This is a genomic window from Sphingobacterium sp. BIGb0116, from assembly GCF_024808035.1.
In the GTDB taxonomy this organism is placed as follows: domain Bacteria; phylum Bacteroidota; class Bacteroidia; order Sphingobacteriales; family Sphingobacteriaceae; genus Sphingobacterium; species Sphingobacterium paramultivorum.
Genome location: NZ_JANUDT010000004.1, coordinates 222,801 through 247,270, shown reverse-complemented (window position 1 = coordinate 247,270; position 24,470 = coordinate 222,801). Strand labels below are relative to the sequence as shown.

Below are 24,470 nucleotides of genomic sequence, written 5' to 3'. Positions count from 1 at the left end.
TATTAGCCTGTTGGGCTCATCACTTTTGAAAAACATATATTAAAAGTTTCTTCGGTGCTTTTATCGTATTTAGTTAGATAAACTACTTATTTAAACAAACATAAACATATGAAACACAAACTACTCAGTTTTTTCGTGGGGAGTATGATCCTGTCGTCTGTTGCTTTTGCGCAAGAGAAGAAGATTAGCGGTCGTGTAACTGGCGCTGATGGGAAACCGTTGGTAGGAGTTACAATTGCCGTTCAAGGATCAAACATTGCTACTCAAACAGATGCAAATGGAAAATATTCTTTATCAGTTTCAGTTGGTAAAATGATGGTTTTTAGATCTGTCGGTCATTCTGATAAAACTGTAATCGTTAAAGAAGGACAATCATTATTCAATGTGTCTTTAGAGGATCAGAATACGGCATTAGATGAGGTCGTTGTAGTCGCTTATGGTACTGCTAAGAAAGAATCTGTAACGGGATCCGTAACCTCTGTTTCTGCAAAAGATATCGAAAAGAGACCTGTTACCAATGCATTTGCAGCTTTAGAGGGATCTGCTGCTGGTATTCAACTGAACAATACTTCTGGTATGCCAGGCGCAGAACCTAGTATACGGATACGTGGATTTTCATCATTGAATGGATCTAACAACCCGCTTTATGTCGTGGACGGTGTACCTTTTGGTGGCAATATCTCCGATATCAACCCCAATGATGTGGAAAGTATTTCAGTTTTAAAAGATGCTTCATCATCTGCACTTTATGGAAGTCGGGCTAGTAATGGGGTAATTATTATTACCACCAAGAAGGGTAAGGCTGGCCGTTCTCAGGTTAATATCTCAACAGACCAGGGTTTCTACTCGAGAGGTATTGCCGAATACGATCGCGTGAATGATAGACAATTTATGGAAGCCATGTGGCAGGGATATAGAAATAGTTTACTAACTAACAATTCGGCATCCTATCCAACAGTTCAATCTGCAAATGATGAAGCTACAAAATCTTTGGTGAGCAATTATTTGAAATTAAACATCTATGATAAGGCTGATGATAAACTATTTGATTCCAATGGAAAACTTGTCTCTGATGCCCAAATTAAAAGTGGATATGCAGACGATTTGGACTGGTTTAAAGAAGTAGACCGTGTGGGACACCGTCAAAATTATAACATTGATGGAACTACCGCTACGGATAAAGCAAAGGTTTTTTATTCGACAGGATACCTAGACGAGAAAGGATACATTAAAAATTCGGGTTTAAAAAGATTTACTGGACGATTAAATGCCGAACTTCAAGCTAAAGATTGGTTCAAATATGGCTTTAACTTAGCAGGTTCACATCAGATCTCAAATCAAATTAGCGGTTCTACTGACGATGCCAGTTCATTTGTTAATCCGTATAACTATGCAAGATCGATAGCACCAATTTATCCAATTCATTTGCATAACGCAGACGGATCTTATGCATTGGACGAGGCCGGAAAAATACAGTATGATAACGGTGAATCTACAAGATTGCAATATGTCGGAAGACATACCATTTGGGAAAATGAATTAAACAAAGACCAAACAGTTCGTAATACAGTAAATGGTAGAGGCTTTCTTGAGTTTAAGTTTCTTAAGGATTTTACTTTAACGCTAAACGGTGATCTTAATCTTCGCAATTCGGAACGTCGTACGTATAATAACGCAATAATAGGTGATGGTGCCGGTCAGGGTAGAGCGGCTAGGAATATTTATCGCTACAAAAACTATACAGTTCAACAATTATTGACTTGGAACAAAGATTTTGGCTTACACCATCTGGACTTATTGGCAGGACATGAGAATTATTCTGACAACTGGAGTTATCTATATGGCTATAAAACAGATGAAATTTTTGAAGGCCAAACTGATATGGTAAATTTCACCAAAATTACGTCGCTGTATGACTATCAGGAAGATTATCGTGTAGAAAGTTTCTTGTCTCGCGCTCGTTATAATTACGCGGGTAAATATTTTGCGGAAGCATCTTTTAGAAGAGATGGTTCATCTCGATTCAGCCCAGACAATCGTTGGGGGAATTTTTGGTCATTAGGTGGTAGCTGGAGTGTATCTAAAGAGGATTTCTTTAAAGATATGCTGAATACTGTTAATGAGTTAAAGGTGAGAGCATCTTACGGTGAAGTAGGTAATGATGAAAGTGCAAGTAAGTATTCTTATTTATCCTTATATGAGTTAAGCCAAAATGCGAATGCAGGGGCGGTCTTTAAAAACCAAAATCCTTCACCTGACTTAATTTGGGAAACCTCTAGTTCGTTCTCTGCGGCAGTAGAAGCTCGATTATTTAAACGAGCAAATTTAAGCTTTGAATACTTTAACAAGCAGTCTCAAAACTTGATTTTTGATTTTAATCTTCCATTGTCTGCTGGAGCAACATCATCTTCAAGTGCAGTTTCAACAGTAACAAGGAATATTGGTTCAATGTCAAATAGGGGCTTCGAGTTAACTTTTGATGTAGACGTGTTAAAAGGTGATGGATGGAGATGGAATGTTGGTGCGAATGCGACTTGGTTGACAAATAAAATATTATCACTACCTGAAGAAAATAGGGAGAACGGAATTGTAACTGGTAATTTCAAATGGGTTGAAGGCGGAAGCCGTTATGACTTCTGGTTGTTTAAGTATGCGGGTGTAGATCAGATGACTGGTCGTTCACTTTACCTGGCAGACACAGAGCGTTTTAATGTGAATGGTTCTGCCCCAGGAAAAGCAGAGATCCCTACAGCGGAACTTGTTGAAATTAATGGAAAATACTACGTTACTAATGCTTCTAGCTATGGTCTAAGGGGCTGGTCCGGATCGGTTATTCCTAAAATGAATGGAAGTTTCAATACCAGCTTTGAGTATAAAAACTTCAGCTTCTCAGCGTTATTCACTTACGCTATCGGTGGTAAAGTATACGATTCTTCCTATGCTAGTTTAATGGCCATGTCCGGTACGCCAAGTGCGCTACACACGGATATCATGAAATCGTGGAACGGTATTCCAGATGGAATGACAGCCTCCTCGGCGGATAGGTTGGATGTAAACGGTATTCCTTCTATCAACTTTTCTCAAAGTAGTATGAATAATTATGCTACTAGTGACCGTTTCTTAACTGATGGATCATATTTGGTTATCAAGAATATTGCGGTGGGTTATAGTTTGCCAAAAAAATTGGTTAGTAAAATAGATTTGTCTTCCGTGAGAGTTGTTGCTGGAATTGAAAACTTGTCTACAATGACAAAACGTAAAGGAATGAACCCGCAACAGCAATGGAATGGTACCAGCACAAATGCTTGGGTTACTCCACGTACAATTTCTTTTGGTGTAAAAATTGGATTATAAGAAATCAAACAATGAAAAATAATAAATATATAAAAGTATTGTTAGCAGGAATGATTCTTGTTTCTTCTTGCAAAAAAGACTATCTAAATACAAGTCCTACAGATTCCGTTGAGCTTTCTAAAGTATTTGAGACGACAAAAAATGCTGAAGTAGCCGTTAACGGTTTGGCAAAAATGATGACCCAACAGTATTTAGGTAGCCAAGGTTTTAATGGAGAGGGGACAATCAAAATGTACTATGGGAACTATCCTGGAAACAATTTTTTTGTCAACTTAAGTGGCTGGGCAGACATTATCAATGCAAATTATAATCAAAACTTAACAAGCATTTACCTGTATTATCCTTGGTTTTATTACTACAAAATCATTGGTAACGCAAATCAAATTGTCGAAAATATTGATGCTGCGGATGGAAACTTAGCCGACAAACAATTTATAAAAGCGCAAGCATTGACTTACCGTGCTTACAGTTACATGATGCTAGCTCAGATCTATGGCAATAGATGGAGTGATTCAAATAATGGGCAGACAAATGGATTGGTGTTAAGAAAAGATGTGTCAACTGGAGATATGCCTTTATCTACCTTGGGCCAGACTTATGATTTGATCTATACGGATTTGAATGATGCCATTTCATTGTATGAATCTTCAAAATTAGTTCGTAATGCAAATAAAAATTACGAAGTAAACAAAGATGTTGCTTATGCGGTTTATGCGCGAGCAGCTTTGAATAAACAGGATTATGTCAATGCCGAAAAATATGCTGTTTTGGCACGGGCTAATTATGAACTGATGAATAATGCAGAGTATAAAAGTGGCTTTGCAAATCCAAATAGAGAGTGGATTTGGAGTAGCTACGGTGCGTCTGATGAAACGTTATACTTCTATTCATTTCAATCGTATATTGCTTATAATTCGTCGGCAAGTGCTGTTAGAACAGCGCCTAAATGTATCAGTAGAGAACTATTCGATAAAATTCCTTCAACAGATATTAGAAGAGATCTTTTCTTAGATCCAAAAGGCGAAGCGTACACAACAGCTACAGGATTGGCCGGAGCGACTATGAAGGCTAGGGCTTTTGCTACATTTCCAGATTTACAGTCTAATGCAGTGCCTTACGCTTACATGAACTTTAAGTTCAAAGCGAATGATCTACCGGGTGTTGGAAATTTAAATCACTTTAGGGCTTCCGAGATGTATCTTATTGAAGCTGAAGCTAAATTTTTCCAAAATAAAGCAGCAAGTGAAGTTCAAGGTGTTCTTAACGCATTAAACGCAACTTCAGGAAGAGATGTGAAATATGTTTGTACAAAAACAGGTACAGATCTACTTAATGAAATTAAACTTTATCGCGCGGTTGAACTATGGGGCGAAGGATTCGATTGGTTTGATATGAAACGTTGGGGAGATACTATTGTGAGAAGAAATAACGCAAACGGGGGTAATTTCCTTACATCTTTAGCTGTTACAATTAATCCACAAGATAAAAATAAGTGGACTTGGTCTATCCCTCTTCGCGAAAGCGATTATAATAAGGGATTGGAATAATTCAACGTATAAATCAATAGGATTGAAAGGCCGGTACAATTTGTATCGGCCTTTTTATTTTAAGGATACCTCTACATTGCGAGAGTCACCATTGTATTGACCTATCTCTTACGAGATATATTACTAAATCGTTAATTTTATGTATATAAATTAATAGACTAACAATTTATTAATATTAACTTAATATTGAGAATCTATTTTTACGCCGTTGAAAGATGATGGAATAGAAGATGGAAAAATGATTCTACTCGTATCATATCATCACAAGCGAAAAAGATAATTTATTTAAAATTCTCATGAAAAAAGCACTTTTACTCTTAGCCCTGATAGGTCCTGTCGTAGCGTTTGCGCAAAATAATAATGCACCCTCCAGCTATGATCCACATGATATCAAGATTACGGGGTACCTTCAGACACAGTTTCAGAAAGCGCAATCTCCCGGAATTACTTCATTTTCGGGTGGTGATTTTTCAAAGAATTCGGATAACAGATTTATGATCCGCAGGGGACGTCTTAAAATTGACCGGGTGGATACGTACTCCAGTATTGTCTTTCAATTGGATGCTACTCAAGACGGTGTACAACTGATGGATGCCTTTATTCAATTGCGTCACCCAAGCCAAAAAGGCTTAAGTTTAACGGCGGGTCTTTTCAATAGACCTTTTGGATACTCTATTGTGTACTCATCCGGCTATCGTGATTTTCCGGAACGGGCACGTGTATTCCAGACGTTGATGCCACGCGAACGTGATCTTGGAGGGATGGTAAGCTATCACCCTGGCGGTAAAGCCAAGTTCTTGAACTTAGATTTAGCCTTGGTGAATGGGAGTGGCCATTCGGCTAAAGATTATGATTCCAAAAAAGATCTCATCGGTAATCTTGCTTTTAAATTTGATAGCCTAGCAGATAAAAAACTTCATTTGGGATTTGGTGGCTCATTCTATAAAGGTTCGGTTCGTAATGATACGAAAACTTATTATACGCCCAATAGCAATGGTTATACAGCACATACCAGCGACGAGAATGAAGGCAGGGCGATCGGTCGGAATTATTATGGCGCCAATTTACAGTTGGAATTTGATAGTAGTTTGGGAAAGTCCAGCTTTAAAACAGAATATGTCGCCGGTGATCAGCCAGGGGTAGCGGGTGGTGCCGATATCAAAGGACCTTACGCAAGCAGAAGTTTTACGACCCAACCGACAACAGACCTTTATCAGCGTAAATTTAACGGATATTATCTTTGGTTTACGCAAGAGATTGCTAAGACCGGTATAACCGCGCTGTTAGCGTATGATGTCTATGATCCAAATACTAAAGCAAGTGGCATGACAATTGGCATGCCTGATAATTTTACGGCCGACGGAGATGTTAAGTTTAGTACGCTGGGCTATGGTCTTGCCTATCAGATTAACAATAGGATAAAATTGACCGTATATAATGAGCATGTAACAAACGAAACCACAAGTTTACCAAACTTTTCGGCCGATTTGAAAGATAATGTCTTCACAACAAGACTACTTTATCGTTGGTAAATTGGTTCAGGGCCACGATTTTATCGCAATAATCGGAGTTGATCGGAAGGATTCGTATTCGTGTGACTAATGCATTAGTGGGGCTCGATTTGATTTAGATGTTGCGAGGTTACTAGATATTTTTCCGAATACGGCTCAGTGATGATGCGGTAATCCCTAAATAGGATGCTAACATGGCTAATGGAACACGATTGGCCAAACCAGGGTAAAGCTTTAAGAACAGGAGGTAGCGTTCTTTGGCATCGAGATTCATCATGGTATTTGCCGTTTTTAGCTTGCTTTCCACCACAAAACCATAAAGTTTGGCCATTAGCAATGGCCAAACTTTAATTTCCCTTTCAAGGAGCGTAAAATTGTCAAAATCAAGGCTCCAGATCTCGGTATCTGTGAGGGATTCTATATAGTCATTGGAAGGTGTTCGATCCAAGAAGCTCTGAAGATCCCCAATAAAACGACCTTCATAGATAAAATAACGCGTAAAATCGTCACCTTTACTATTGTAATAGAGCGAACGGAATACCCCCGATTCCACAAAAGCAATGCTATTGTTTACTTTACCGCAAGCGACAAAATAGCTTGACTTTGGAATACTTTTTTTTTCGAATGCCTGTCGAATTAAGTTCTCTTCTCGCAAATCGAGCTGTCCAAATTTTCGGATGTATTCCAGTAATTGCTCCATGTTACCTTTATATTACTTTGCTAAGTTAATCAATTCTTCACGTTGAGGTCCTGTTGAAAGATACTTTATGGGAACTTGTAACTCTTCTTCTAAAAATGAGATAAATGCACCCAAGGTTTCTGGAAGTAAGTTTGCCTGCTTGATATTAGAGAAATCGGTATTCCAACCTTTTAAAGATTTCCAGATCGGTTTAATTTCTTGTTCAGCGGATTGAGGAAATGCTAAGGAAATTTTTTGTTCATCTATTTCATAATGTGTACAGACGGGAATCTCAGCCATTTCGTTTAAGATGTCGGCTTTCGTAAGAACAAGCTGAGTGACTCCATTTAACATGATGGCATATTTTAATGCTGGAAGATCCAGCCAGCCGACACGACGGGGACGCTTGGTATTGGAACCGAATTCAGCTCCTTTTTCCCGTAAATCATTGGCAGCTTGTCCTGTGATCTCGGTTGGGAAAATGCCATTACCCACACGCGTGCAATAGGCTTTTGTAACACCATAAATTTTGTCCACCAGTTTAGGCGACACACCCAAGCTTACACAGGCTGCGGAGGCAATCGTATTTGATGAGGTCACATAAGGATAACTTCCATGGTCGATGTCAAGCAGGGTTGCCTGCGCACCTTCCGCCAATACCTTCTTGCCATCTCGGATTGCCTTGTTCAGAAAGATTTCAGTATCTATAATTGGTACCTGTTTTAAAGAAGCGCATCCTTGAATAAAATCGTGGTAGAGCTCTTCGAATGCAGGCATTTCTTGTCCGAGAAGCTGTAGTTCATTGTATTGACGATTTAAAATTTGATATACGTCCGTATTAAAACTATCCGAGTGAATATCACCAACACGAAGGTTCTGTCTTAGGATTTTATTGGAATAGCTTGGCGCAATTCCATTTTTGGTCGTTCCTATTGTACGGTACAATGGGGACTGTTCCATATAGATATCCCAATAGCGATGGGTCGGTAAAACGAGATGCGCTTTTTGGGATATCAAAATCCTATTGAAGAGATCTTGATCTGGCATAATGTGTGCTAGTTCTTCGATTTCCGCTTTGAATGCTAATGGGTCAACCACCACACCGGTGCCAATAATGTTTTTGACATGCGACGAAAAGATGCCCGATGGAAGTAGTTTAAGCGTAACTTTGTTACCTTGATAATAAATACTATGTCCGGCATTCGCGCCGCCATTAAATCGAGCGATAATGTCATAGTCGCTTCCGATCAGATCAATGAATTTTCCTTTACCTTCGTCTCCCCATTGGAGCCCAATTAGAATGTCCATATTGCGTTTGTCTTGAATTTATGGTCAAAGCTAGGGCTTGCAAAGCGGAGGACAATTGCCATTTGGCAAAAAGTGCTCCTCATTATCATTTGGCCAGCAGTATTACTGAATTTGAATTGCGCTTAAGCTTGTTTGTGTCCCAACTGTTGTATTTTTTGTAGCCATTTATTCCGTTTAATAGGATCGGAAGTTTTGATAATTCCGATATAGGTGACTTTCACCGGCGATATTCCACAAAATTGAAGGGTGGATCTTTTTAGTTGATTAACACTTGGTCTGCCGTAAACTAATGCATAATACCAACTTGGTTGATCGAGTGTTGTAATAATTCGGGCAGATTTTCCTTTTAGCAATTTGTCCCAAAAAAGAGAATTTTCGCGGTATTGAAAGGCCCGTCCAGGTAGAAATAGTCTATCGATAAAGCCCTTCATCAAGGCAGGAAGACCACCCCACCAAACGGGATGTATCCAGACCAAATGATCGGCCCACAAGATGTCCTCCCAGGCAAGAAGTAGGTCCTGCTCAAGTTCTGTCCGTTTACGATAACCAAATTCAAGGTTTGGATTGAAGTCCAGGTCAATAATATGGATTGTTCGTACTGTAGCTCCGGACGCTACCGCAGCTTCTTGATAGGTATTTGCAATGCCAAAATTGAAGGATTCCCGATTCGGGTGACCATTGATAATCAGTATTTTTTTCTGCATGATGTCGTATTACATCACAAAAGTAGCGATAGAACCACCGTCTTTATAGGACAAATGTCTAAAAAGAAATTTCGCTGCGAATACGACTTAAATGACGTTGTGTAATGCCCAAATAGGATGCAAGATATTGTAAAGGAAGTTGTTGGATAAACTCAGGATGATCTTTGAGTAAATTGGCATAACGTTGTGATGCGGTTTCTTTTTGCAATTGAAAGACGCGCTTTTCAAGCTCAAGATATTGTTCCTCGGCAATCATTTTAAGGTACTTTGTCCATTTTAGGCTATTTATAGCGAGTGTATCAATGGTGTTTTTTTTGATCGTCCATAGTTCGGCAGGGGTGATGGCCTGCATGGTCTCCGTACTCGGCCCGCCTGTAATAAAAGAGGAGTAGGCCGCTATCCAGGTATTGGGAAAGCGGAAACAATAGGTAATATCTTCCTTTTTTGCACTGCTATAATAAGAACGGAAGATCCCTGATTGTATAAATGCAACCTCATGACAAGGTTGATTCTCTTTAACAAAAAAGTCGTTTTTGTTCAGCTTTCTGTATTCAAAAAGCTGAACAATCTGATTGATCTCTTCTTCCTCGAACAGATGCAAAGATCGAAAATATGTTGCTATCATGAAGTCCAAACTTAGAAAAATTGCAGTGTTCATGCAAGATAAATTCAATGTGATTCAATCGACGCTATGTTTTGTTTGCCGATTGAGCAATAGGTAGATTTTTAATTTGCTTTTTAATTCGCATCGATTAGAATCGCCAATTGCAGGCACATATGATCGGAGCGATTGCTCCAAGCATGATTCGTGCCACGCTGAATCACAATATCGCCGGCCTGTAAAAGCGTTTCTTCTGTGTCTGTAATCAAGTAAATCTCTCCTGAAAGAATAACGATGTAATCTAAACTTGCTGTCTGATGCATGAGGGGATGAGGGTTGCCAATCGTTGTTTCTATACCAAGTTCCCGATCGGGTGGGATCTGTACATAGCGGAAGTACGTGCCATTTTTGATGACTTGGGGTATAGCAGTGTTTTCTATGGGTTGCTCTTTCTCAAACTTGGCCGGCATTTGACTGGTTTGCCAGATATCCGAGATCACGAGATTGGGATAGTGCTCCGATACATTATCGACCAATGCATCCGCTTCGATAAAGGATTTGCCGGCACGTATGCCTGTCACGATTCGTCTAGGTATAGTTCTCATTGATTTTGTATAATTAATTTATTGCCTTGAGTCTGGTTGTTTTTCAACATTAGATGCCCTTTTTCTATTGTTTCGGGGCTCAGTTTACCAATAAGATAAATAGGGGCGGATTGAATAATTTCTTGCTCAATATTGTGTCTGATCCGATCCAGCCCATTTTTGAAATAGGTATAATTTAGTCTTTGCGCGTGGATAAAGTTGGATATATTGATGATCTGTGCGGCCGAACTAAATAGTTGGTCTCTTGCTGCCGCGGTGGTAAAATGTGTGATGTCGATATAAGTTCCATAGGGCTTTAATACTGCGGCGGCAACTTCCGAGAGCTGCTGACCCACCGCATCGATAGCGACATCAATACCCTGCTGATTACTTCTACGCTTGATTATTTCCGTTAAATTCTCTTTTCGATAATTGATGATGCTGTCTTTTTGCAGTCCTAGTTGGTGTAATTTTTCAATACTGTTCATACTTCCTGCAGTTGCCACAATATTTTTAATGCCGTTAGCCAGGAGTAATTTTAATACAAAAAGCCCTACGCCCCCGGACGCGCCGGTTAGGAAAATATGGTCTTGCGGATTAATTGTTGCTCTGTCGAAAACCTGTAATGCGGTGATACCAGCGGTAGGAAGTGCTGCTGCTTGCTCAAAAGAAATATTTTTTGGTTTAGGGGCAACGAGGCCGGCTGGTAACTGAATGTATGCTGCATAGGTCCCGTTGCTGCCCATGCTACCACAGGCAAAAAACACTTCATCTCCAATTGCATATTCACTTACTTCTGAACCTTTATCTGTAATAATTCCTGCCCCTTCTCTACCAAGTATCGGTGAAAATAAATAACGTCGTTCAAATTCATTTTCACGCATTTGGTAGTCTATGGGATTGATTGCGGAAGCTATTATTGTAATTTTCACCTCGTTGGGCTTCAATGGAGGAAGGTCAACGTTGGCATTTATCAATTGATTGTCTTTATTTAATATAACGGCGTTCATAACTCTATCTATTTTAAGGGATGAAAAATCAAATTGAAAATAATTTACACTGCATCCATAGATTTTACATCTTATATAGTTGTTATGACAAATCTACCTTTCGTTTGCTATATATTTGTTGGTAGTTAACAAGTGGTAACTAGTTGTTAGAAATCAATATGGGACAAGTTTTGGACGGAAATCAAATGCGGGAGGCGAGTTGTACAGAAGAATTGCGCGCTATGCGTGACGCGCTGGATATTTTGGGCGGAAAATGGAAATTGATGATATTGCGTTATTTGGCTAATCGGGAGTCGCAGGAAATCTATTTCAAAAAAATGGAACGGGAGATTCAGGGAATTTCTGCAAAAGTGTTGACGAAAGAACTTCGAGACCTTGAATTAAACTTGTTAGTCGCCCGCCAGCCCAGCGAAGACCCCGTAAAAGTGTTTTATAAAATTACGGTCTATGGTAAAAGTGTATTCCCCGTCACCGAATCTCTGGTCAGTTGGGGTTTGGAATACCGAGAGAAGGTGAAACAGGAACTCGCTGCATTAGTGAAATAACAATTTATTCCGATTGAAGAATTAACTTTTTGATCAGTGAAATCTGACCAAGGTGATAATAGCTATGTTCGATTACACCTTCGATATTTCTGAGGTAAGATCCATACTTTTTATCAATAAATGGCTGATCGAAGAGGTTTTCTTCAAATTGGGCAATGCCGTCGGCAAATGTTGCTGCGTTTTTTAGGAATCGATCTACTAGCGCATTCCAATCGGCTTTGGATCGGATAGGCGGGATATCAAAGCTGTATTTATCGCTGATTTCCAATTTTCCATGCTCAAATGCCATAAGTAATCCCTCGAGGTAATAATTGATATGATAGGTTAGGGCAGCGATAGAATTCAGATTACTTATTTTGATTATGGCTTGTTCCCAGGTCGTGTTCAATAATTGTTCCTGATAGTTGGTGTTGGCAATCCAACGTCCATTCAAAAAAACTTCGCGAAGTCTATCTGCAAGAAATATACGTCTTTCCATTTTGTGTTAAAATTTTCCAATGATTAGTTTTTTCCTGCCCTTTGCCATTATTTACACGTTACAGCTATAGGAAGAATTGGTATTGGTTTTCTAAGTCCAATTTACATACAATTTTCCTATTCTTCATCTTTGGTTAATCTCTTGTTAATAAGACTTTCCTTTTTTTGTATAAAGTCATTGTTACCAAGATATCATGTTTGCACTAACCGGAAAAGATCTAAGAAATGTTTGGGACCAATTTGTGAAAGAGGAGTGTGAAGAATCATTTTATACGTTATATAAACATTATTACCACTATCTTTCTTATTTGGGGCTAAAAAAGAAAATGTCGGTACAGCGTGTTCAGGATAGCGTGAATGATGTGTTTCTACATCTATGGGAGAAAAAGTCCAGCAATTGTCAGATACGTAATCATCATAATTACATTATTACGGTTTTCTTTCAAAAACTTTTCCGCAAGGAATCACTACAGCTGACAGATTTGGATTTTGTAGAAGAAATCCATGATCCGTCAATCCATCACTCTGTTGAAGAACAACATATCCGTGCGGTAACAACAAATACCGTCACACAGTTGGTTGAGGAGCATATGGAGCAATTAGGGAAAAAACAACGACTGGTGATTTACCAACGATTTTTTTTGGATCTTTCTTATCAGGAAATCGCTGATGCCAATCAGGTTTCGATCCATACGATCTATAATACCATTTATAAATCTCTAGAAAAAATAAAAAATAATCTTTCTAGTGAACAAGAAATCTTTCTTAAAGTTGCCGTAGGGCTACTTTCTTCATTTTTGTTGATTTTTTCTTAAAAACGAGTAGTGAAAAAATGACCCTGCTCACTCTATTGTATAAATTACGATTAGAGTAGTATGAACGAACTTAATTTGCAAGCGTTATTATTGGACGAATCTTTTGTGAACTATTGTAAGGGAACAAATAAAGAAGATATCGAAAAATGGGAAAAATGGTTACAAAAATATCCTGAACATAAAGCGTCCATAGCGGAGTTGCAGGAAACCATTGTGGCAATGGGACATTATGCGGGCGAACTATCCGTTCAAACAAACTATGAGCGTTTGCAATCTCAAATAAAAAAGCGCGCTAACCAGCACAGCTTCATAGAAATTGGTATGGCTGTCTGGTTAAAAATTGCGGCGCTCCTAGTCGTTGTTGGCGCTATCTCACTGTTTCTATTTAAACATCAGCTTGCTGAAGAACAGCCAAAAAACGTACAGCATATCGGTGCTCCGGGAAAGGATGATGCCTTATTGACATTAAAAGATGGCTCCGTTGTTTCCTTAGCTGATATAAAGAATGGAAGTGTTGTTGCACTTCAGGGCGGGGTAGAAATACAAAAGAACCAGGATGGTGAATTGGTGTATAAAGCTGTTGAAAAGGAACGGATCGCCAGTACAGCAATGAATAAAATTGCGACGAATAGGGGAAATCAATATCAAATTATATTGCCAGATGGATCGAAAGCTTTCCTCAATGCAAATTCAACCCTGACATATCCTTTGAAATTTAGTGAAAACGAACGGCATGTGCATATGACCGGAGAAGTTTACTTTGAAATTGCAAAAATTGAGACGGGAATGGGAGGGGGAAAACGAATTCCTTTTTACGTGGAGACAGCAAATCAAAAAATAGAAGTTCTTGGTACGCATTTCAATGTCAACGCATATGATGACGAACCTTATACAACAACAACTTTATTGGAGGGAAGTGTACGCGTTAGTTCGAAAAAAAGAAATGAATCGGTGCTCTTAAAACCAGGACAGCGGGCCTTGTTAAATGAAGCCCTGCGTGTAGAAAATGTCGATATTTCTCAGGAAGTAGCTTGGATAAATGGTGACTTTGTTTTTAAAGGAGAGGAGTTGGTAAGTCTGCTGCGTAAAGTTTCAAGGTGGTACAACGTGGATGTAGCATGTCCGGAACGACTTGAGAAGTTGAAATTTGATGGTATGGTGTCGCGTTCTCAACCGCTATCTACCATTATTGATATGTTGCAAACAACAGGAAAAGTAAAATTAACGCTAAATGGAAGGAGGCTTATTGTGATAGATTGACCTATCTAATTTTTACGATAAGCCGGATAAAAACAACCAAAGGTGCTGGTAACACCTTTGGTCAATGTGTTAAGCTTATCGATCATGTTGCGATTCAATGATCATCAAATAATATTAACAACAACAAATATATGAGTTTTTATCAATGCATGCGTGTTATGAAAATCACCATGGTATTTTTAACTTGTTTGTTGATGAAAGTCAGTGCGTTTACTTACGGTCAACGTATTACACTTAACAAACAAAATAGTCATATCCCAGCTATATTAAAAGAAATAAGGCAGCAGAGCGGTTATGATTTTTTTTACGATAATGGGCTCTTTAATCGAGCAAAACCCGTTAATGTCAATCTAAACAATGCAACTGTTGAAGAAGCATTGAATATATGTTTTGCAGGACAACCGTTCGGTTATGTTGTGAAAAATAAACTGGTTGTTGTTACGGCGCTTCGGACTGCGCTGGAAAAGCCCGCTGATGTATTGCAGCAGCGCTTGGCTGGTCGAGTCATTGATCAACAGACAAAAAGGACATTGGCCAGTGTTTCAATCCGTGTTAAAGGGACATCTGGAGGAACGAATTCTGATGCAAATGGAAATTTTTCGTTATCGATTTCTAAAATCCCTACTGTTCTCGTTCTTTCCTATCTAGGCTATCAGACCAAGGAAATTGAAATTAATGATGTGAAGGAAAACCTTGTCATTGGGTTGAACCCTCTTGCTACAGCATTGGAAGAGGTCACCGTTCAGGCAAGGCGTAAAATGAACACTGAAACGGCCGTGCTGGAAGAACGTAAACGCGCTTCTATTGTACAGGATGCTATTTCGGCCGAATTGATTGAGCGTACGGCCAGTATCACGACTACACAAGCATTACAACGCGTTACTGGTGTTACGGTGACTGATGATAAATATGTTGCGATAAGAGGGCTAGGTGATCGATCTGTGATCGGTCAGTTGAACGGCGTAAGATTGGCTTCTTCTGATCCTGACCGTAGCGCCATCCCATTGGATCTTGTTCCGGCTTCCTTATTGGATAATATTACCGTTTATAAAACAGTAACACCAGATAAACCTGCCGATGCTGCTTCGGGTATCGTTGAGCTCAAAACGAAATCTGTACCTGAGAAAATGACATTTGAGCTTATCGCTCAAACCGGGCTCAATTCGAACATTGGTTTGGGAGGAAATTACAACAGCTTTTGGAACAGTGAGATGGGATTATTGGGAACACGAATCAATAAAAAAGACCTTTCCTCGGATTTTCTAAATCTTGCAACGCAATATCCCAATGGATTAAGTTCCATCCAAGATATGATTGCCAATAGCAACTATAGCCCATCAGGATACCAGGAGGTAAATCGGGTTAATACGATTATGAAAGGGTTTGATCCCGTTATGACAACTCGATACCGCCGTGCGCCGATGAATCAACTTTACTCGGCAACATTCGGTAATAGTTATGATGTTTTTGGAAAGCATAAATTGGGACTTGTTGTCGGAGGGAATTATTATAGAAGAACCGCTGATATTTATCAGGGCGAACTGACCCAGTATAGCATCTATCAAGGGGTAGTAACCGGTAACCCTGATATTTTTAGTTTTAGGAATATCCCTAATTATATTACACCGAATAGTCTTTTTATGGGGAAGTATCAAACTTATAGTGAAAATACAGGAACCGAAACACTAAACTATGGTACACTTGTAGGGGTCACCTACCGATTTAATCCGCAGCATGAGATCAGTATGCAATATTTGGGAAGCTGGGGAGGAGAATCTATCGCAACAAATTTAAACGGGCGCTATGAGTATTCGGGCTTGCCTGGCGAAGTCAGAAGTACTATACACTCGCTTAAGCAGACTTTCCGTAATCTGAATACCTTTAACCTGCAGGGCGAACATAAGTTTTTGAAAAATGAGTTGTCGCCTCGTTTGAGTTATAATGTTGCAACGTCAAAGTCCACACAGAATGATCCGGATTTTAGATTTGCAAGTCTTGTAGACTACAAACCTCGGGGTGGGGGATGGTATCGACGTCCCATTATAGGTGAGCAGGCTCATTTTGATGACTATGTATATTCTGAACATCTCTATGCACTTACATCGGGCTATGTAAACGGATTTGGAAATTATGGCATTATTCAAGCTGAACCTAATGGTCGGAGATGGAGAAATTTGAACGAAGATAATTTTAATGCAAAAGCTGATCTGAGTTTTCCTTTCAGGCTATTGGGTGAAAAGCAGCTGTTTAAAACGGGGTTCAATTATTTATTTAGGGATCGTAAATTTACAGAAAACCAGCTGTTTCTGCCAGGTTCAAATTTTACGGGTAATAAGGCCATTCCTTTGTATGACGTCCAAGGCAATTTAGACCGTTTGGTAAGCAATGAAATTGTAGGTGTTGTATTACCAAAAGCGGGACAGGGTGAAGGTATGATGCCAGTAGGTGGATTTCTATACAATAGCCAAAAATCGCCAAATAACTACAAAGGTTATTTTGAAACCAATGCATTATATGGTATGCTGGATCTCAAGATAGCTGAACGATTCCGCATGGCTGGAGGAGTTCGGTTTGAGATGACAAATATTGGTTCGGCAGTGGATACTGCTAATGTATTTTTAGACCCTGCACTGACCGCAACATCTCCAGATGGTACACGTATTCCACTAGACCCGATTAATCCCAATTCTGTCTATAAAACGAAGTATAAACCATTCTATTCTGTCAATGCAACCTACACGCTGAATGACAATATGAATTTTCGTGGGGCCTTCAACACGACCCTGGCAAGACCTGAATTGCGTGAGATTACCAATGTATTTGAATTTGATGCCTTTCAAATGGGCTTAGTTGTTGGTAATCCCAATTTGAAAAACCAATATACCCAAAATGCGGATTTTCGTTGGGAATGGTTTCCTGCTAAAGGAGAGGTTATTGCTGTGTCGGCTTTTGGAAAGCGTATAGAAAATCAATTGGTTAAGGTATTTAATCTAAAAACCCAAGGGTTAGCTGCTACTTATCCGGAATTTCCAACCATCCAATTTCAGAATGACGGTAATACTGGTAGGGTATGGGGATTGGAATTTGAGGTTGTTAAGAACTTAGGAACCTTATATGATCCTTTAAAAAACTTGTTTTTGGGTACCAATCTTTTATTGGCACAAAGTGAAATTAAAAAATCTGAGGAGCGTTATGAAGCAAATCGTTCACTGGATAGATATACGCCAAAAAATAGTCCTTTATTCGAGCAGGCTCCTTATTCGATTAATGCTTGGTTAAACTATGATAACGACAAATCAGGGACCGACCTCACAATGACCTTTAATATGGTTGGGGAACGCTTAGTGCAAATTAATCTGACAGGGGAACCGGATCTGTATACACAGCCAGTACCTTACCTTGATTTTGTTTTTTCCCAAAAGCTCAATAAACGGATCTTGTTTAAAGGGTATGCCAAAAATATAATGAATCCTGCTATTAAAACTGTTTATGCAAATCCGCAAACCGGAGGAAAGTGGTATGGAAATGAGTATATCAACAGAAGTTATAAGCGCGGTGCGGAAATTATGATCGGTTTTACCTATAACTTATTTTAATCTAATGAAAATCAGTATGTTTAAGCGTGTGAGTTGTCGGTTTTTTGGTGTTGCAGCTTTATGTTTTTTATCCTTTGTTTCTTGTAAAAAAGAAAAGCTGGATGTGATTAATGACAATCGTCCTGTAACTGAAAACCGACCAAATTCGAATACCAGAATTGTTAATCTATCTGACTTTAATCAGGTTATTGCTAATGGCGACAGCTTGACAAGTTTTGTTGTGTTGCATCCGTTAAATCCGGGGAATCATAAATATCCTGGAACGTCATATTTCCCAACAGACGGACGTTTGGGAAAGACATGGACAGTTCCACAAGATCTTTTTGATCAGAAAGAAGAGACAGATCTTACGTTTGCAGCTCGCTTTTATCAGGGTTTTGGTTTGAACCATGATTTTAAAGTCAAGGTTGACAATAGTTATGAGCAACCCAAGGATTATTTTTTGCTTCCTTCCTTAATTATGAATGGTCAACCTGAAGTTGTTGCATTAACGCGGACTATTACCAGTCCCAGTAAGCCAGACCATTTTAAGATTCGGATTGTTAACCTAGCTGGAGCGATCAAAAACCCTTCCAATGGGATGGGCGGTGCACAGGAGAATCTCGTTGGTGCAATATCGTTAGCTTATGCCGATGGTACTTTGGTTGATCAAAAAACGAATGATATTTCTGTCGCACGTCGCAATTCAGACTATATTGAACTGCCCTATGGGACCTATCAGTTTAAAATATTGCTAGCAGATGGCAGACCCCTTCCTTCTTTGGGCTCGGGGCGGTTTGAGTATGGGCTTATTGATCTACCGACTTCCACCATTCCAAAAGATTATGCGAAGTCCACTAATTTTGCTTATGCTCCGATTCAGGATTTCCAACCTGGTGGTGTTTATACGATCGTAGTCACCCCGCAGCGATTTAGTTATTTCTCAAATGAGATGAACGAAACAGCTGAGGCCTATCAAAATTCGTTTCAGATTATCACAGATATTTCAGGACAGGTTAATCAAAGTTATTTGAGGATACAAGGTGTAAATGCATATAAGGATCAATCGATAGGATTTCGGGTCGATGGAAAGGTTATTGCCAGCGGTATCGGATTTGGAAAAGGAAGCAATTATAGTGTGTTTACCCAGAAGCAATATGATATAGAGGCTATAGATGCAACTGGAAACGTACTGGCGACAATAAAACAGGAATTGCGGAGCAATCAAAATTATACGTTATGGCTCTATCCTGACCTAAATGGAAAAGCTCAGTTGCTTCTCATTTCCAATGATCTGAGTGGTACACTCCCTTTACCGGCTGAAGACGATGGGACATACAGTCGGCTAGCTTTTAAATTCTTCTTCTTTAATCGCTTTTTAAATCTATCGACAAGCAATCCTTATATCACCTTTACACTGCCCAACGGACAGCCTTTCGGGAACAATGGCAATGTAAATCTGCAACCTGGGATTCCTTCGATTAATATGCCTTATACCAATGTAAATGTTATGACGGATCCCTACGCTATAATGGCTTATCGTTCTAAACCAGATGTAATACCAGGTATCTGGGCTGATGATATTGACGTATTGAAATCGACGGAGTTTATAGCAAATAAATCACTATACACAAACATTGGAAGGTCTCTACCAGCATTTGAGCCAGGAATTTATACTGTGGCGTTGATTGGAAAAAGTGGAACGGGGCTGTCCGATAAAGAGAAAGCGCGAATGATCATTATCAAACATAATAAATAATGAAAAAGCAAAACATATCAAATCGTATTTGGCTATTGGCCATTTTTATATTATTGTTTGCATCCTGTACGAAGATTGAATATACACAGATCGCAGAGCCGGCTTACCTACGTGTTTTTAATAATGTCAATTACGTACAGACTATGGGTAGCAAGGATGATAAAGTACCCTATTTCTGCATGCTTATCAATCCGAAAATAGGATCTGATGGAAAATTTACAGGAGCGGAAATTATAGGTGATTTCTTGGATAAAAGAGATCCTTATGCTCCCCCATATCCTTCTCACATCGGGAATAGTACAGACCCAAGCAATCCCGAATATCCAGGAAAGGAAAATGTCCTAGTCGGCCCTATTTTAAACGGATTTGACTTAAGTAGCTGGGCTCAGGTACCCTCAGGCGAGGTAAGAGTCGTATTTGCGTATCGTCCAAAAAATACGGTACCCTTCTTTGAATTGGAAGATCGTTTGAAAAATGACATTCTGATTGACACGGTTATCAATCTTCAAAGCAAAGAAGTTTATACACTCCATCTTTTGCAAACGGATTTTATCAAGAAGGATCATGGAATCTTATTGAGACATGAAAATTTCTATAAACTCCCTTTATCAGATTCATTGGTGTACGTAAACTTTTACAATATGAGTGCAAAAGGGTTCTGGGAAGCTGATGCAAGCTTAAAAGATGATGATTATAGGTTGAAAAGCTTCAAAAATGGCGTCAAAGATGAAATGAATGTGTTTTTGTCACTTTATGAAAGTCAGGAAGAGCTCAGCCATTATGCTGCGAAAGTAAATGGTTACCAAGGGCGTTTTTTGACAACCGTTAAACGTAATACAAGTTCAAATGAAGTGAATGCATATGCAAGTTTTCCGTTATGGGCGAGTAGTAAATCCAACGGTATCCGCACAGCTATTTGGCAACGATTTGACTTTTTTACACTTGGAATGGATCCCGTCACGAATCCATTTTATGATAGTGATACAAATACAGGTAGCAACTGGGCTGTACTTAATTGTCTCCTGAACGGAAAAGTAGGATTGACCAGTAATGAAAACGGAACACTGCTTCCAAATTTGTTGGTCAATGTACATTCGGGAAAGGATAATCCACGCACTTTCGCAACGGTCAATACGATCGAAATTGTCAATGGTCGCGTCTACCTAACTACCATACAACGAAAATATGCTCCACCTATTTACTAAAATTAGCAGAAATGATTCAATATAATAGCAAAATAGAACAGAAGGTTTCACTGCTTCATGCTATGGGCTGGTTTTCTGCGTGCTTATTTATTTTGTTGCTACAAGGCTGCAAACATGATAATCTCACGGTGCCCCAACCTAATGAAAATATACGACCGGCCGCCGACTTTATTCACAACAATTACGAAATGCGCCTCTTTGATGCGGCGCTGGAGAAAACAGGTCTGAATGTCGAACTAAATGGTAATGGGCCATTTACAGTTCTTGTGCCAAACGATCTCGCCTTTAATGAGATCGGTGTGTTTCGTCCAGCTGACCTTGATCGAATGAATAAGGATAGCTTGCGGCGACTGATTTCTTATCATATTCTCACAAGGCGTCTTTATGTGAGCGATATTCCGAGCAATTCGGTGGATTTTAGGTATGCAACACTGGAAGGTTCCGAATTGTACGCCTCAATCGGTTCTATCTCACCTGGGGCTATTACTCCAACAAATATGCTGTTTTTTAGCGGAGCGAAAGCGGTCCGCAAAGACGTGGTTTTATCCAACGGGGTGTTGCATGTGCTGGATAAGGTAATGAAACCACAATTTGAGAAAAATATTCAGGATTGGCTCAGTGACAAGAAAGACTATACTGTTTTTGTAGCTGGACTGAAGAAATTTGGGCTATGGGATCAGTTAGCTGAAAAAGGACCTTTTACGGTATTTGCACCAACAAATGAGGCCCTAGAAAAGAGAGGGATTACGATGGAATTTTTGAATAGTGCCGTTCCTCAAAATTATATCGCTGAGGTATTATTTGGTGCTTACATCATGTACGATAAACATTTTTTTATATCGGATTCGCAAGTTTTTAATGTCATTAATTCGAATGGTAATTACAAATACCACTTGAAAGACAAAATACATTATATGGAATATTTTGCCAATGAAGCCTATCCGACCTGGAAACTAAGTTATAATATGAGGCTCAGGGACAATGATACTTTCTATTCGATTATACTCGCTGATGTAACGTATGCTGTCGGCGCTAAAATGGACTATTTGTGTAGTAATGGTTTGGTTCATGATTTAGATCAAGGATTAGTAAGCCCAGATCAAGCGATAAAAAAAGGAAAAGATGAAAAATAAATCAATAAATGCCGTTTGGCATATACTGTTGTTATGTACTACTGCTGTGTTTGTACTGCTATCTTGCCAAAAAACTGAGTTCATGCCGGAGCTTGTGGGTGAGGAAGTCCCTTATAAAAATGAAGCTTCACAAGATGTTACGCAACTATTGACAAAGCATAATGAAGCAAAAGTGTTTTTAGCGGCTTGGCAGAAAAGTAACATTGTAGCACTGATCAAGGCTGCGGGAGTCAATACAAAAGTGACCGTATTGGTCCCAACCGATAATGCGTTGAAGCAAGCAGGAATAACATTAGAGACTATTCAAAAAATGACTACTGAGGAAGCTGCCGATTTCATTCAATTTTACAGTTTTTTAGGAGATCTTAATCAAATTAAACTTGGTAAATATAGTCTCATGGTTCGCTCGATGTTAAAAAATCAAAATTACCGCGTACCTTTTTATGATAATACCGAGCCTGTAGGAAGACGTTACGATATCTATGCTTATCGTCATTATCTCGCTGTGAAAGATGGCGATTTGCTAGTCAATGGTAAGTCGAAAGGGAAATTAGCCTATGAGCCTGCGACAAATGGCGGTGTTTATATGTTGGAAAAAGTGATCGAAAAACCGACTATGACCATATTGGAGGCGCTAATAGCCGATGGAAGGTTTACTTTTTTTGTGGAATCCCAACGTTTGTCCGAGGAAATGTTTTATGAAAAAATGTTGGATGATATTGAACCTCTATGGGGATATCGTATGAGTAAAGAGGAGTTTTTGAGCTATTATCCAGAGGCCAGAGCTCCCTTTCAACGAGGCTGGGATGTAGATAGTGGGCCATCTTACAATGAGTCACCTAATCTTACCCTGACAGCCACCTTTGCACCAACAGATGATGCCTTTCGAAAAGCAGGGTTTAATAGCGTGGCCGATATTTTGGCTTTTAATGCTAAACGAGGAGATGTAAGATACGACGACATTTATTTTGAACCACGTGGAGCATATCCGACAGATACTTTATTCAGTTTTCATCGCAATTGGGGTAGAGTGTTTGCAACTAAAGACCCTGCATATGGCATTGCGCTATCTAATAATACCGTCTTTTACAGTAATGACCTGGATCCTGTATTGTTAAATGATTACTATGTGAATGTGGGAGGGTCAGGACAAGTTCAATATGCCTATAAAATGCCGCTTTCCTTTTCCAAAAATGCGAACCAGATCCAAATGAAGGTCAAAGAAGCCGAGCAAGCACCGATCAATATTATTGATACAGATATCAATACGGTCAATGGACCTATCCATGTTGTTGATAACCTACTGCTTCCAAAAGGATTTAAACTTAAATAAAAGATGAGACGACATAATTTTAGTTATAGTAAGTGTAGCCTATTTTTGCTGGCGATTAATCTATTATTTGCTTGTAAAAAGGAAGAAAACGCGACGAGTTTTGATAATAATAAGGTCAATTTAGTTGTTGCTGATAATTTTAATTTATCGGTATTTAATGCTGCATTGCGTGTCAGTAATATTGATAAGGAGTTGCAAAAGGGCGAAGGTCCCTATACTTTGCTGGCTCCATCCGACAATGCCTTTGGAAAGGCGGGTTATCCAACTGTCGTGAGCATGTTGTCTGAACGCGCAGCGATAGTTTCTAATATCGCTAATTATCACATACTGGATGGAAAATATGAGCTCAATAAGCTTCCTTTTCTGTTCAATCAAGAATTGAAAACACGTCGAGGTAAGGTCTATGCCACACATTGGGTAAAAGGAGCTGATACAGTACTGACACTGAATGGAGCACGTGTATTGACACAAAATTTGCCTGCATCTAATGGACTGATTCAAGTGCTCGACCGCGTTATGACTCCTTATGTACATGACAAGATTGTGGATGCTATCAACGCAGATGCGAGTATCAGCATATTTGCTCGTGCGATAAAAAGGACCGGCATTTTATCCGAAAAAACAAATCAGGGAGCCTATACAGTTTTTGCACCAAATAATGCTGCAATGACTCTGCTGGGATTTCAATCCGTGCAGGATGTGGAGCTGGCCAATTTAGATGATCTGAAAAAATTAGTCCGCTATCATATTCTCCATGACCGTCGTTTTGTGTACGACTATATCTTGAGTACGGGTAATACAAATATGTCTAAGCAAACCATGCTAGATGGTAACAGTGTAGACATTAAGTTGGTTTCAAATACCAGTTCTCCGGGCTCTTTTAGCGGTATAACACTTCGGGGTTTGGGAAATACAAATGATGTCTTATTACAGAAACAGGATATCCTTACCGGAGATGGGGTACTACATATTGTTGATCAGGGTCTACGGCTAACACAGTAATAAGAAGATTTATCTAACGAATTAATGAAACATAGCAATGAATAGATATCAATATGACAGTATATGCA

At 39.2% G+C, this 24,470-nt stretch carries 19 protein-coding genes; 12 read left to right on the top strand and 7 right to left on the bottom strand.

The window, feature by feature from the left end; translation table 11 throughout:
• Positions 1-108 precede the first annotated feature (108 nt).
• From M2419_RS12155 to M2419_RS12145, 3 genes are all read left to right on the top strand, one after another.
• Positions 109-3,354, top strand: coding sequence for a TonB-dependent receptor (locus tag M2419_RS12155; protein ID WP_159729804.1), 3,246 nt, complete (start codon positions 109-111; stop codon positions 3,352-3,354).
• An 11-nt stretch (positions 3,355-3,365) separates the two neighbouring features.
• Positions 3,366-4,901: a RagB/SusD family nutrient uptake outer membrane protein gene (locus tag M2419_RS12150; RefSeq protein ID WP_153848613.1), complete on the top strand. Its 1,536-nt coding sequence runs from the start codon at positions 3,366-3,368 to the stop codon at positions 4,899-4,901.
• 296 nt (positions 4,902-5,197) lie between these two features.
• Positions 5,198-6,433: a porin gene (locus M2419_RS12145; protein WP_259255183.1), complete on the top strand. Its 1,236-nt coding sequence runs from the start codon at positions 5,198-5,200 to the stop codon at positions 6,431-6,433.
• Positions 6,434-6,545: 112 nt separating this feature from the next.
• On the opposite strand, the gene M2419_RS12140 is transcribed toward M2419_RS12145, so the two are convergent.
• From M2419_RS12140 to M2419_RS12115, 6 genes are all read right to left on the bottom strand, one after another.
• Positions 6,546-7,112: a Crp/Fnr family transcriptional regulator gene (locus M2419_RS12140; protein WP_259255182.1), complete on the bottom strand. Its 567-nt coding sequence runs from the start codon at positions 7,110-7,112 to the stop codon at positions 6,546-6,548.
• 12 nt (positions 7,113-7,124) lie between these two features.
• Positions 7,125-8,399 carry an adenylosuccinate synthase gene (locus tag M2419_RS12135; RefSeq protein ID WP_159729798.1) on the bottom strand — a complete coding sequence of 425 codons (1,275 nt, stop codon included), beginning with the start codon at positions 8,397-8,399 and terminating at the stop codon, positions 7,125-7,127.
• Positions 8,400-8,521: 122 nt separating this feature from the next.
• Complete coding sequence (locus M2419_RS12130; protein ID WP_153848617.1) at positions 8,522-9,103, bottom strand: NAD(P)H-dependent oxidoreductase; 582 nt, start codon at positions 9,101-9,103, stop codon at positions 8,522-8,524.
• 58 nt (positions 9,104-9,161) lie between these two features.
• Positions 9,162-9,728 (bottom strand): Crp/Fnr family transcriptional regulator, encoded by a 567-nt coding sequence (locus M2419_RS12125; protein WP_259255181.1) that lies wholly within the window; start codon positions 9,726-9,728, stop codon positions 9,162-9,164.
• Between the two features lie 113 nt (positions 9,729-9,841).
• The gene (locus M2419_RS12120; protein WP_259255180.1) at positions 9,842-10,309 is read right to left on the bottom strand and encodes a cupin domain-containing protein; all 468 of its coding nucleotides are present in this window, start codon (positions 10,307-10,309) and stop codon (positions 9,842-9,844) included.
• A complete protein-coding gene (locus M2419_RS12115) occupies positions 10,306-11,298 on the bottom strand; it encodes an NADP-dependent oxidoreductase (RefSeq protein ID WP_259255179.1) in 993 nt (330 codons plus the stop codon). The genes M2419_RS12120 and M2419_RS12115 overlap by 4 nt, the downstream gene beginning before the upstream one ends.
• 158 nt (positions 11,299-11,456) lie before the next feature.
• Between M2419_RS12115 and M2419_RS12110 the strand changes: the two genes are divergently transcribed.
• On the top strand, positions 11,457-11,843 hold the full coding sequence (locus tag M2419_RS12110) for a helix-turn-helix domain-containing protein (protein WP_259255178.1): 387 nt from the start codon (positions 11,457-11,459) through the stop codon (positions 11,841-11,843).
• Positions 11,844-11,847: 4 nt separating this feature from the next.
• Here the strand turns inward: M2419_RS12110 and M2419_RS12105 are convergent, their stop codons facing one another.
• Complete coding sequence (locus M2419_RS12105) at positions 11,848-12,321, bottom strand: DinB family protein (RefSeq protein WP_259255177.1); 474 nt, start codon at positions 12,319-12,321, stop codon at positions 11,848-11,850.
• A gap of 193 nt (positions 12,322-12,514) precedes the next feature.
• On the opposite strand from M2419_RS12105, the gene M2419_RS12100 reads away from it, so the two are divergent.
• The 8 genes from M2419_RS12100 (at position 12,515) to M2419_RS12065 (ending at position 24,402) form a co-directional block, all read left to right on the top strand.
• The gene (locus M2419_RS12100; protein ID WP_159729794.1) at positions 12,515-13,135 is read left to right on the top strand and encodes an RNA polymerase sigma factor; all 621 of its coding nucleotides are present in this window, start codon (positions 12,515-12,517) and stop codon (positions 13,133-13,135) included.
• 60 nt (positions 13,136-13,195) lie between these two features.
• Positions 13,196-14,395, top strand: a complete 1,200-nt coding sequence (locus tag M2419_RS12095; RefSeq protein WP_259255176.1) for a FecR family protein — start codon at positions 13,196-13,198, stop codon at positions 14,393-14,395.
• 194 nt (positions 14,396-14,589) lie between these two features.
• Positions 14,590-17,991, top strand: coding sequence for a carboxypeptidase-like regulatory domain-containing protein (locus M2419_RS12090; protein ID WP_259255175.1), 3,402 nt, complete (start codon positions 14,590-14,592; stop codon positions 17,989-17,991).
• Between the two features lie 4 nt (positions 17,992-17,995).
• Positions 17,996-19,729 (top strand): DUF4397 domain-containing protein, encoded by a 1,734-nt coding sequence (locus M2419_RS12085; RefSeq protein WP_259255174.1) that lies wholly within the window; start codon positions 17,996-17,998, stop codon positions 19,727-19,729.
• A complete protein-coding gene (locus tag M2419_RS12080) occupies positions 19,729-20,934 on the top strand; it encodes a hypothetical protein (RefSeq protein WP_159729788.1) in 1,206 nt (401 codons plus the stop codon). The genes M2419_RS12085 and M2419_RS12080 overlap by 1 nt, the downstream gene beginning before the upstream one ends.
• Positions 20,935-20,945: 11 nt before the next feature.
• The gene (locus tag M2419_RS12075; RefSeq protein WP_182329903.1) at positions 20,946-22,067 is read left to right on the top strand and encodes a fasciclin domain-containing protein; all 1,122 of its coding nucleotides are present in this window, start codon (positions 20,946-20,948) and stop codon (positions 22,065-22,067) included.
• On the top strand, positions 22,057-23,400 hold the full coding sequence (locus M2419_RS12070; protein WP_153848626.1) for a fasciclin domain-containing protein: 1,344 nt from the start codon (positions 22,057-22,059) through the stop codon (positions 23,398-23,400). The genes M2419_RS12075 and M2419_RS12070 overlap by 11 nt, the downstream gene beginning before the upstream one ends.
• Before the next feature lie 3 nt (positions 23,401-23,403).
• Positions 23,404-24,402, top strand: coding sequence for a fasciclin domain-containing protein (locus tag M2419_RS12065; protein ID WP_153848627.1), 999 nt, complete (start codon positions 23,404-23,406; stop codon positions 24,400-24,402).
• Positions 24,403-24,470: the final 68 nt, after the last annotated feature.

Excerpts from the sequence above, each read along its gene's own strand:
- M2419_RS12155 (WP_159729804.1), top strand. The coding sequence starts at position 109 with ATGAAACACAAACTACTCAGTTTTTTCGTGGGGAGTATGATCCTGTCG.
- M2419_RS12150 (WP_153848613.1), top strand. The coding sequence starts at position 3,366 with ATGAAAAATAATAAATATATAAAAGTATTGTTAGCAGGAATGATTCTT.
- M2419_RS12145 (WP_259255183.1), top strand. The coding sequence starts at position 5,198 with ATGAAAAAAGCACTTTTACTCTTAGCCCTGATAGGTCCTGTCGTAGCG.
- M2419_RS12140 (WP_259255182.1), bottom strand. The coding sequence starts at position 7,112 with ATGGAGCAATTACTGGAATACATCCGAAAATTTGGACAGCTCGATTTG.
- M2419_RS12135 (WP_159729798.1), bottom strand. The coding sequence starts at position 8,399 with ATGGACATTCTAATTGGGCTCCAATGGGGAGACGAAGGTAAAGGAAAA.
- M2419_RS12130 (WP_153848617.1), bottom strand. The coding sequence starts at position 9,103 with ATGCAGAAAAAAATACTGATTATCAATGGTCACCCGAATCGGGAATCC.
- M2419_RS12125 (WP_259255181.1), bottom strand. The coding sequence starts at position 9,728 with ATGATAGCAACATATTTTCGATCTTTGCATCTGTTCGAGGAAGAAGAG.
- M2419_RS12120 (WP_259255180.1), bottom strand. The coding sequence starts at position 10,309 with ATGAGAACTATACCTAGACGAATCGTGACAGGCATACGTGCCGGCAAA.
- M2419_RS12115 (WP_259255179.1), bottom strand. The coding sequence starts at position 11,298 with ATGAACGCCGTTATATTAAATAAAGACAATCAATTGATAAATGCCAAC.
- M2419_RS12110 (WP_259255178.1), top strand. The coding sequence starts at position 11,457 with ATGGGACAAGTTTTGGACGGAAATCAAATGCGGGAGGCGAGTTGTACA.
- M2419_RS12105 (WP_259255177.1), bottom strand. The coding sequence starts at position 12,321 with ATGGAAAGACGTATATTTCTTGCAGATAGACTTCGCGAAGTTTTTTTG.
- M2419_RS12100 (WP_159729794.1), top strand. The coding sequence starts at position 12,515 with ATGTTTGCACTAACCGGAAAAGATCTAAGAAATGTTTGGGACCAATTT.
- M2419_RS12095 (WP_259255176.1), top strand. The coding sequence starts at position 13,196 with ATGAACGAACTTAATTTGCAAGCGTTATTATTGGACGAATCTTTTGTG.
- M2419_RS12090 (WP_259255175.1), top strand. The coding sequence starts at position 14,590 with ATGAAAGTCAGTGCGTTTACTTACGGTCAACGTATTACACTTAACAAA.
- M2419_RS12085 (WP_259255174.1), top strand. The coding sequence starts at position 17,996 with ATGAAAATCAGTATGTTTAAGCGTGTGAGTTGTCGGTTTTTTGGTGTT.
- M2419_RS12080 (WP_159729788.1), top strand. The coding sequence starts at position 19,729 with ATGAAAAAGCAAAACATATCAAATCGTATTTGGCTATTGGCCATTTTT.
- M2419_RS12075 (WP_182329903.1), top strand. The coding sequence starts at position 20,946 with ATGATTCAATATAATAGCAAAATAGAACAGAAGGTTTCACTGCTTCAT.
- M2419_RS12070 (WP_153848626.1), top strand. The coding sequence starts at position 22,057 with ATGAAAAATAAATCAATAAATGCCGTTTGGCATATACTGTTGTTATGT.
- M2419_RS12065 (WP_153848627.1), top strand. The coding sequence starts at position 23,404 with ATGAGACGACATAATTTTAGTTATAGTAAGTGTAGCCTATTTTTGCTG.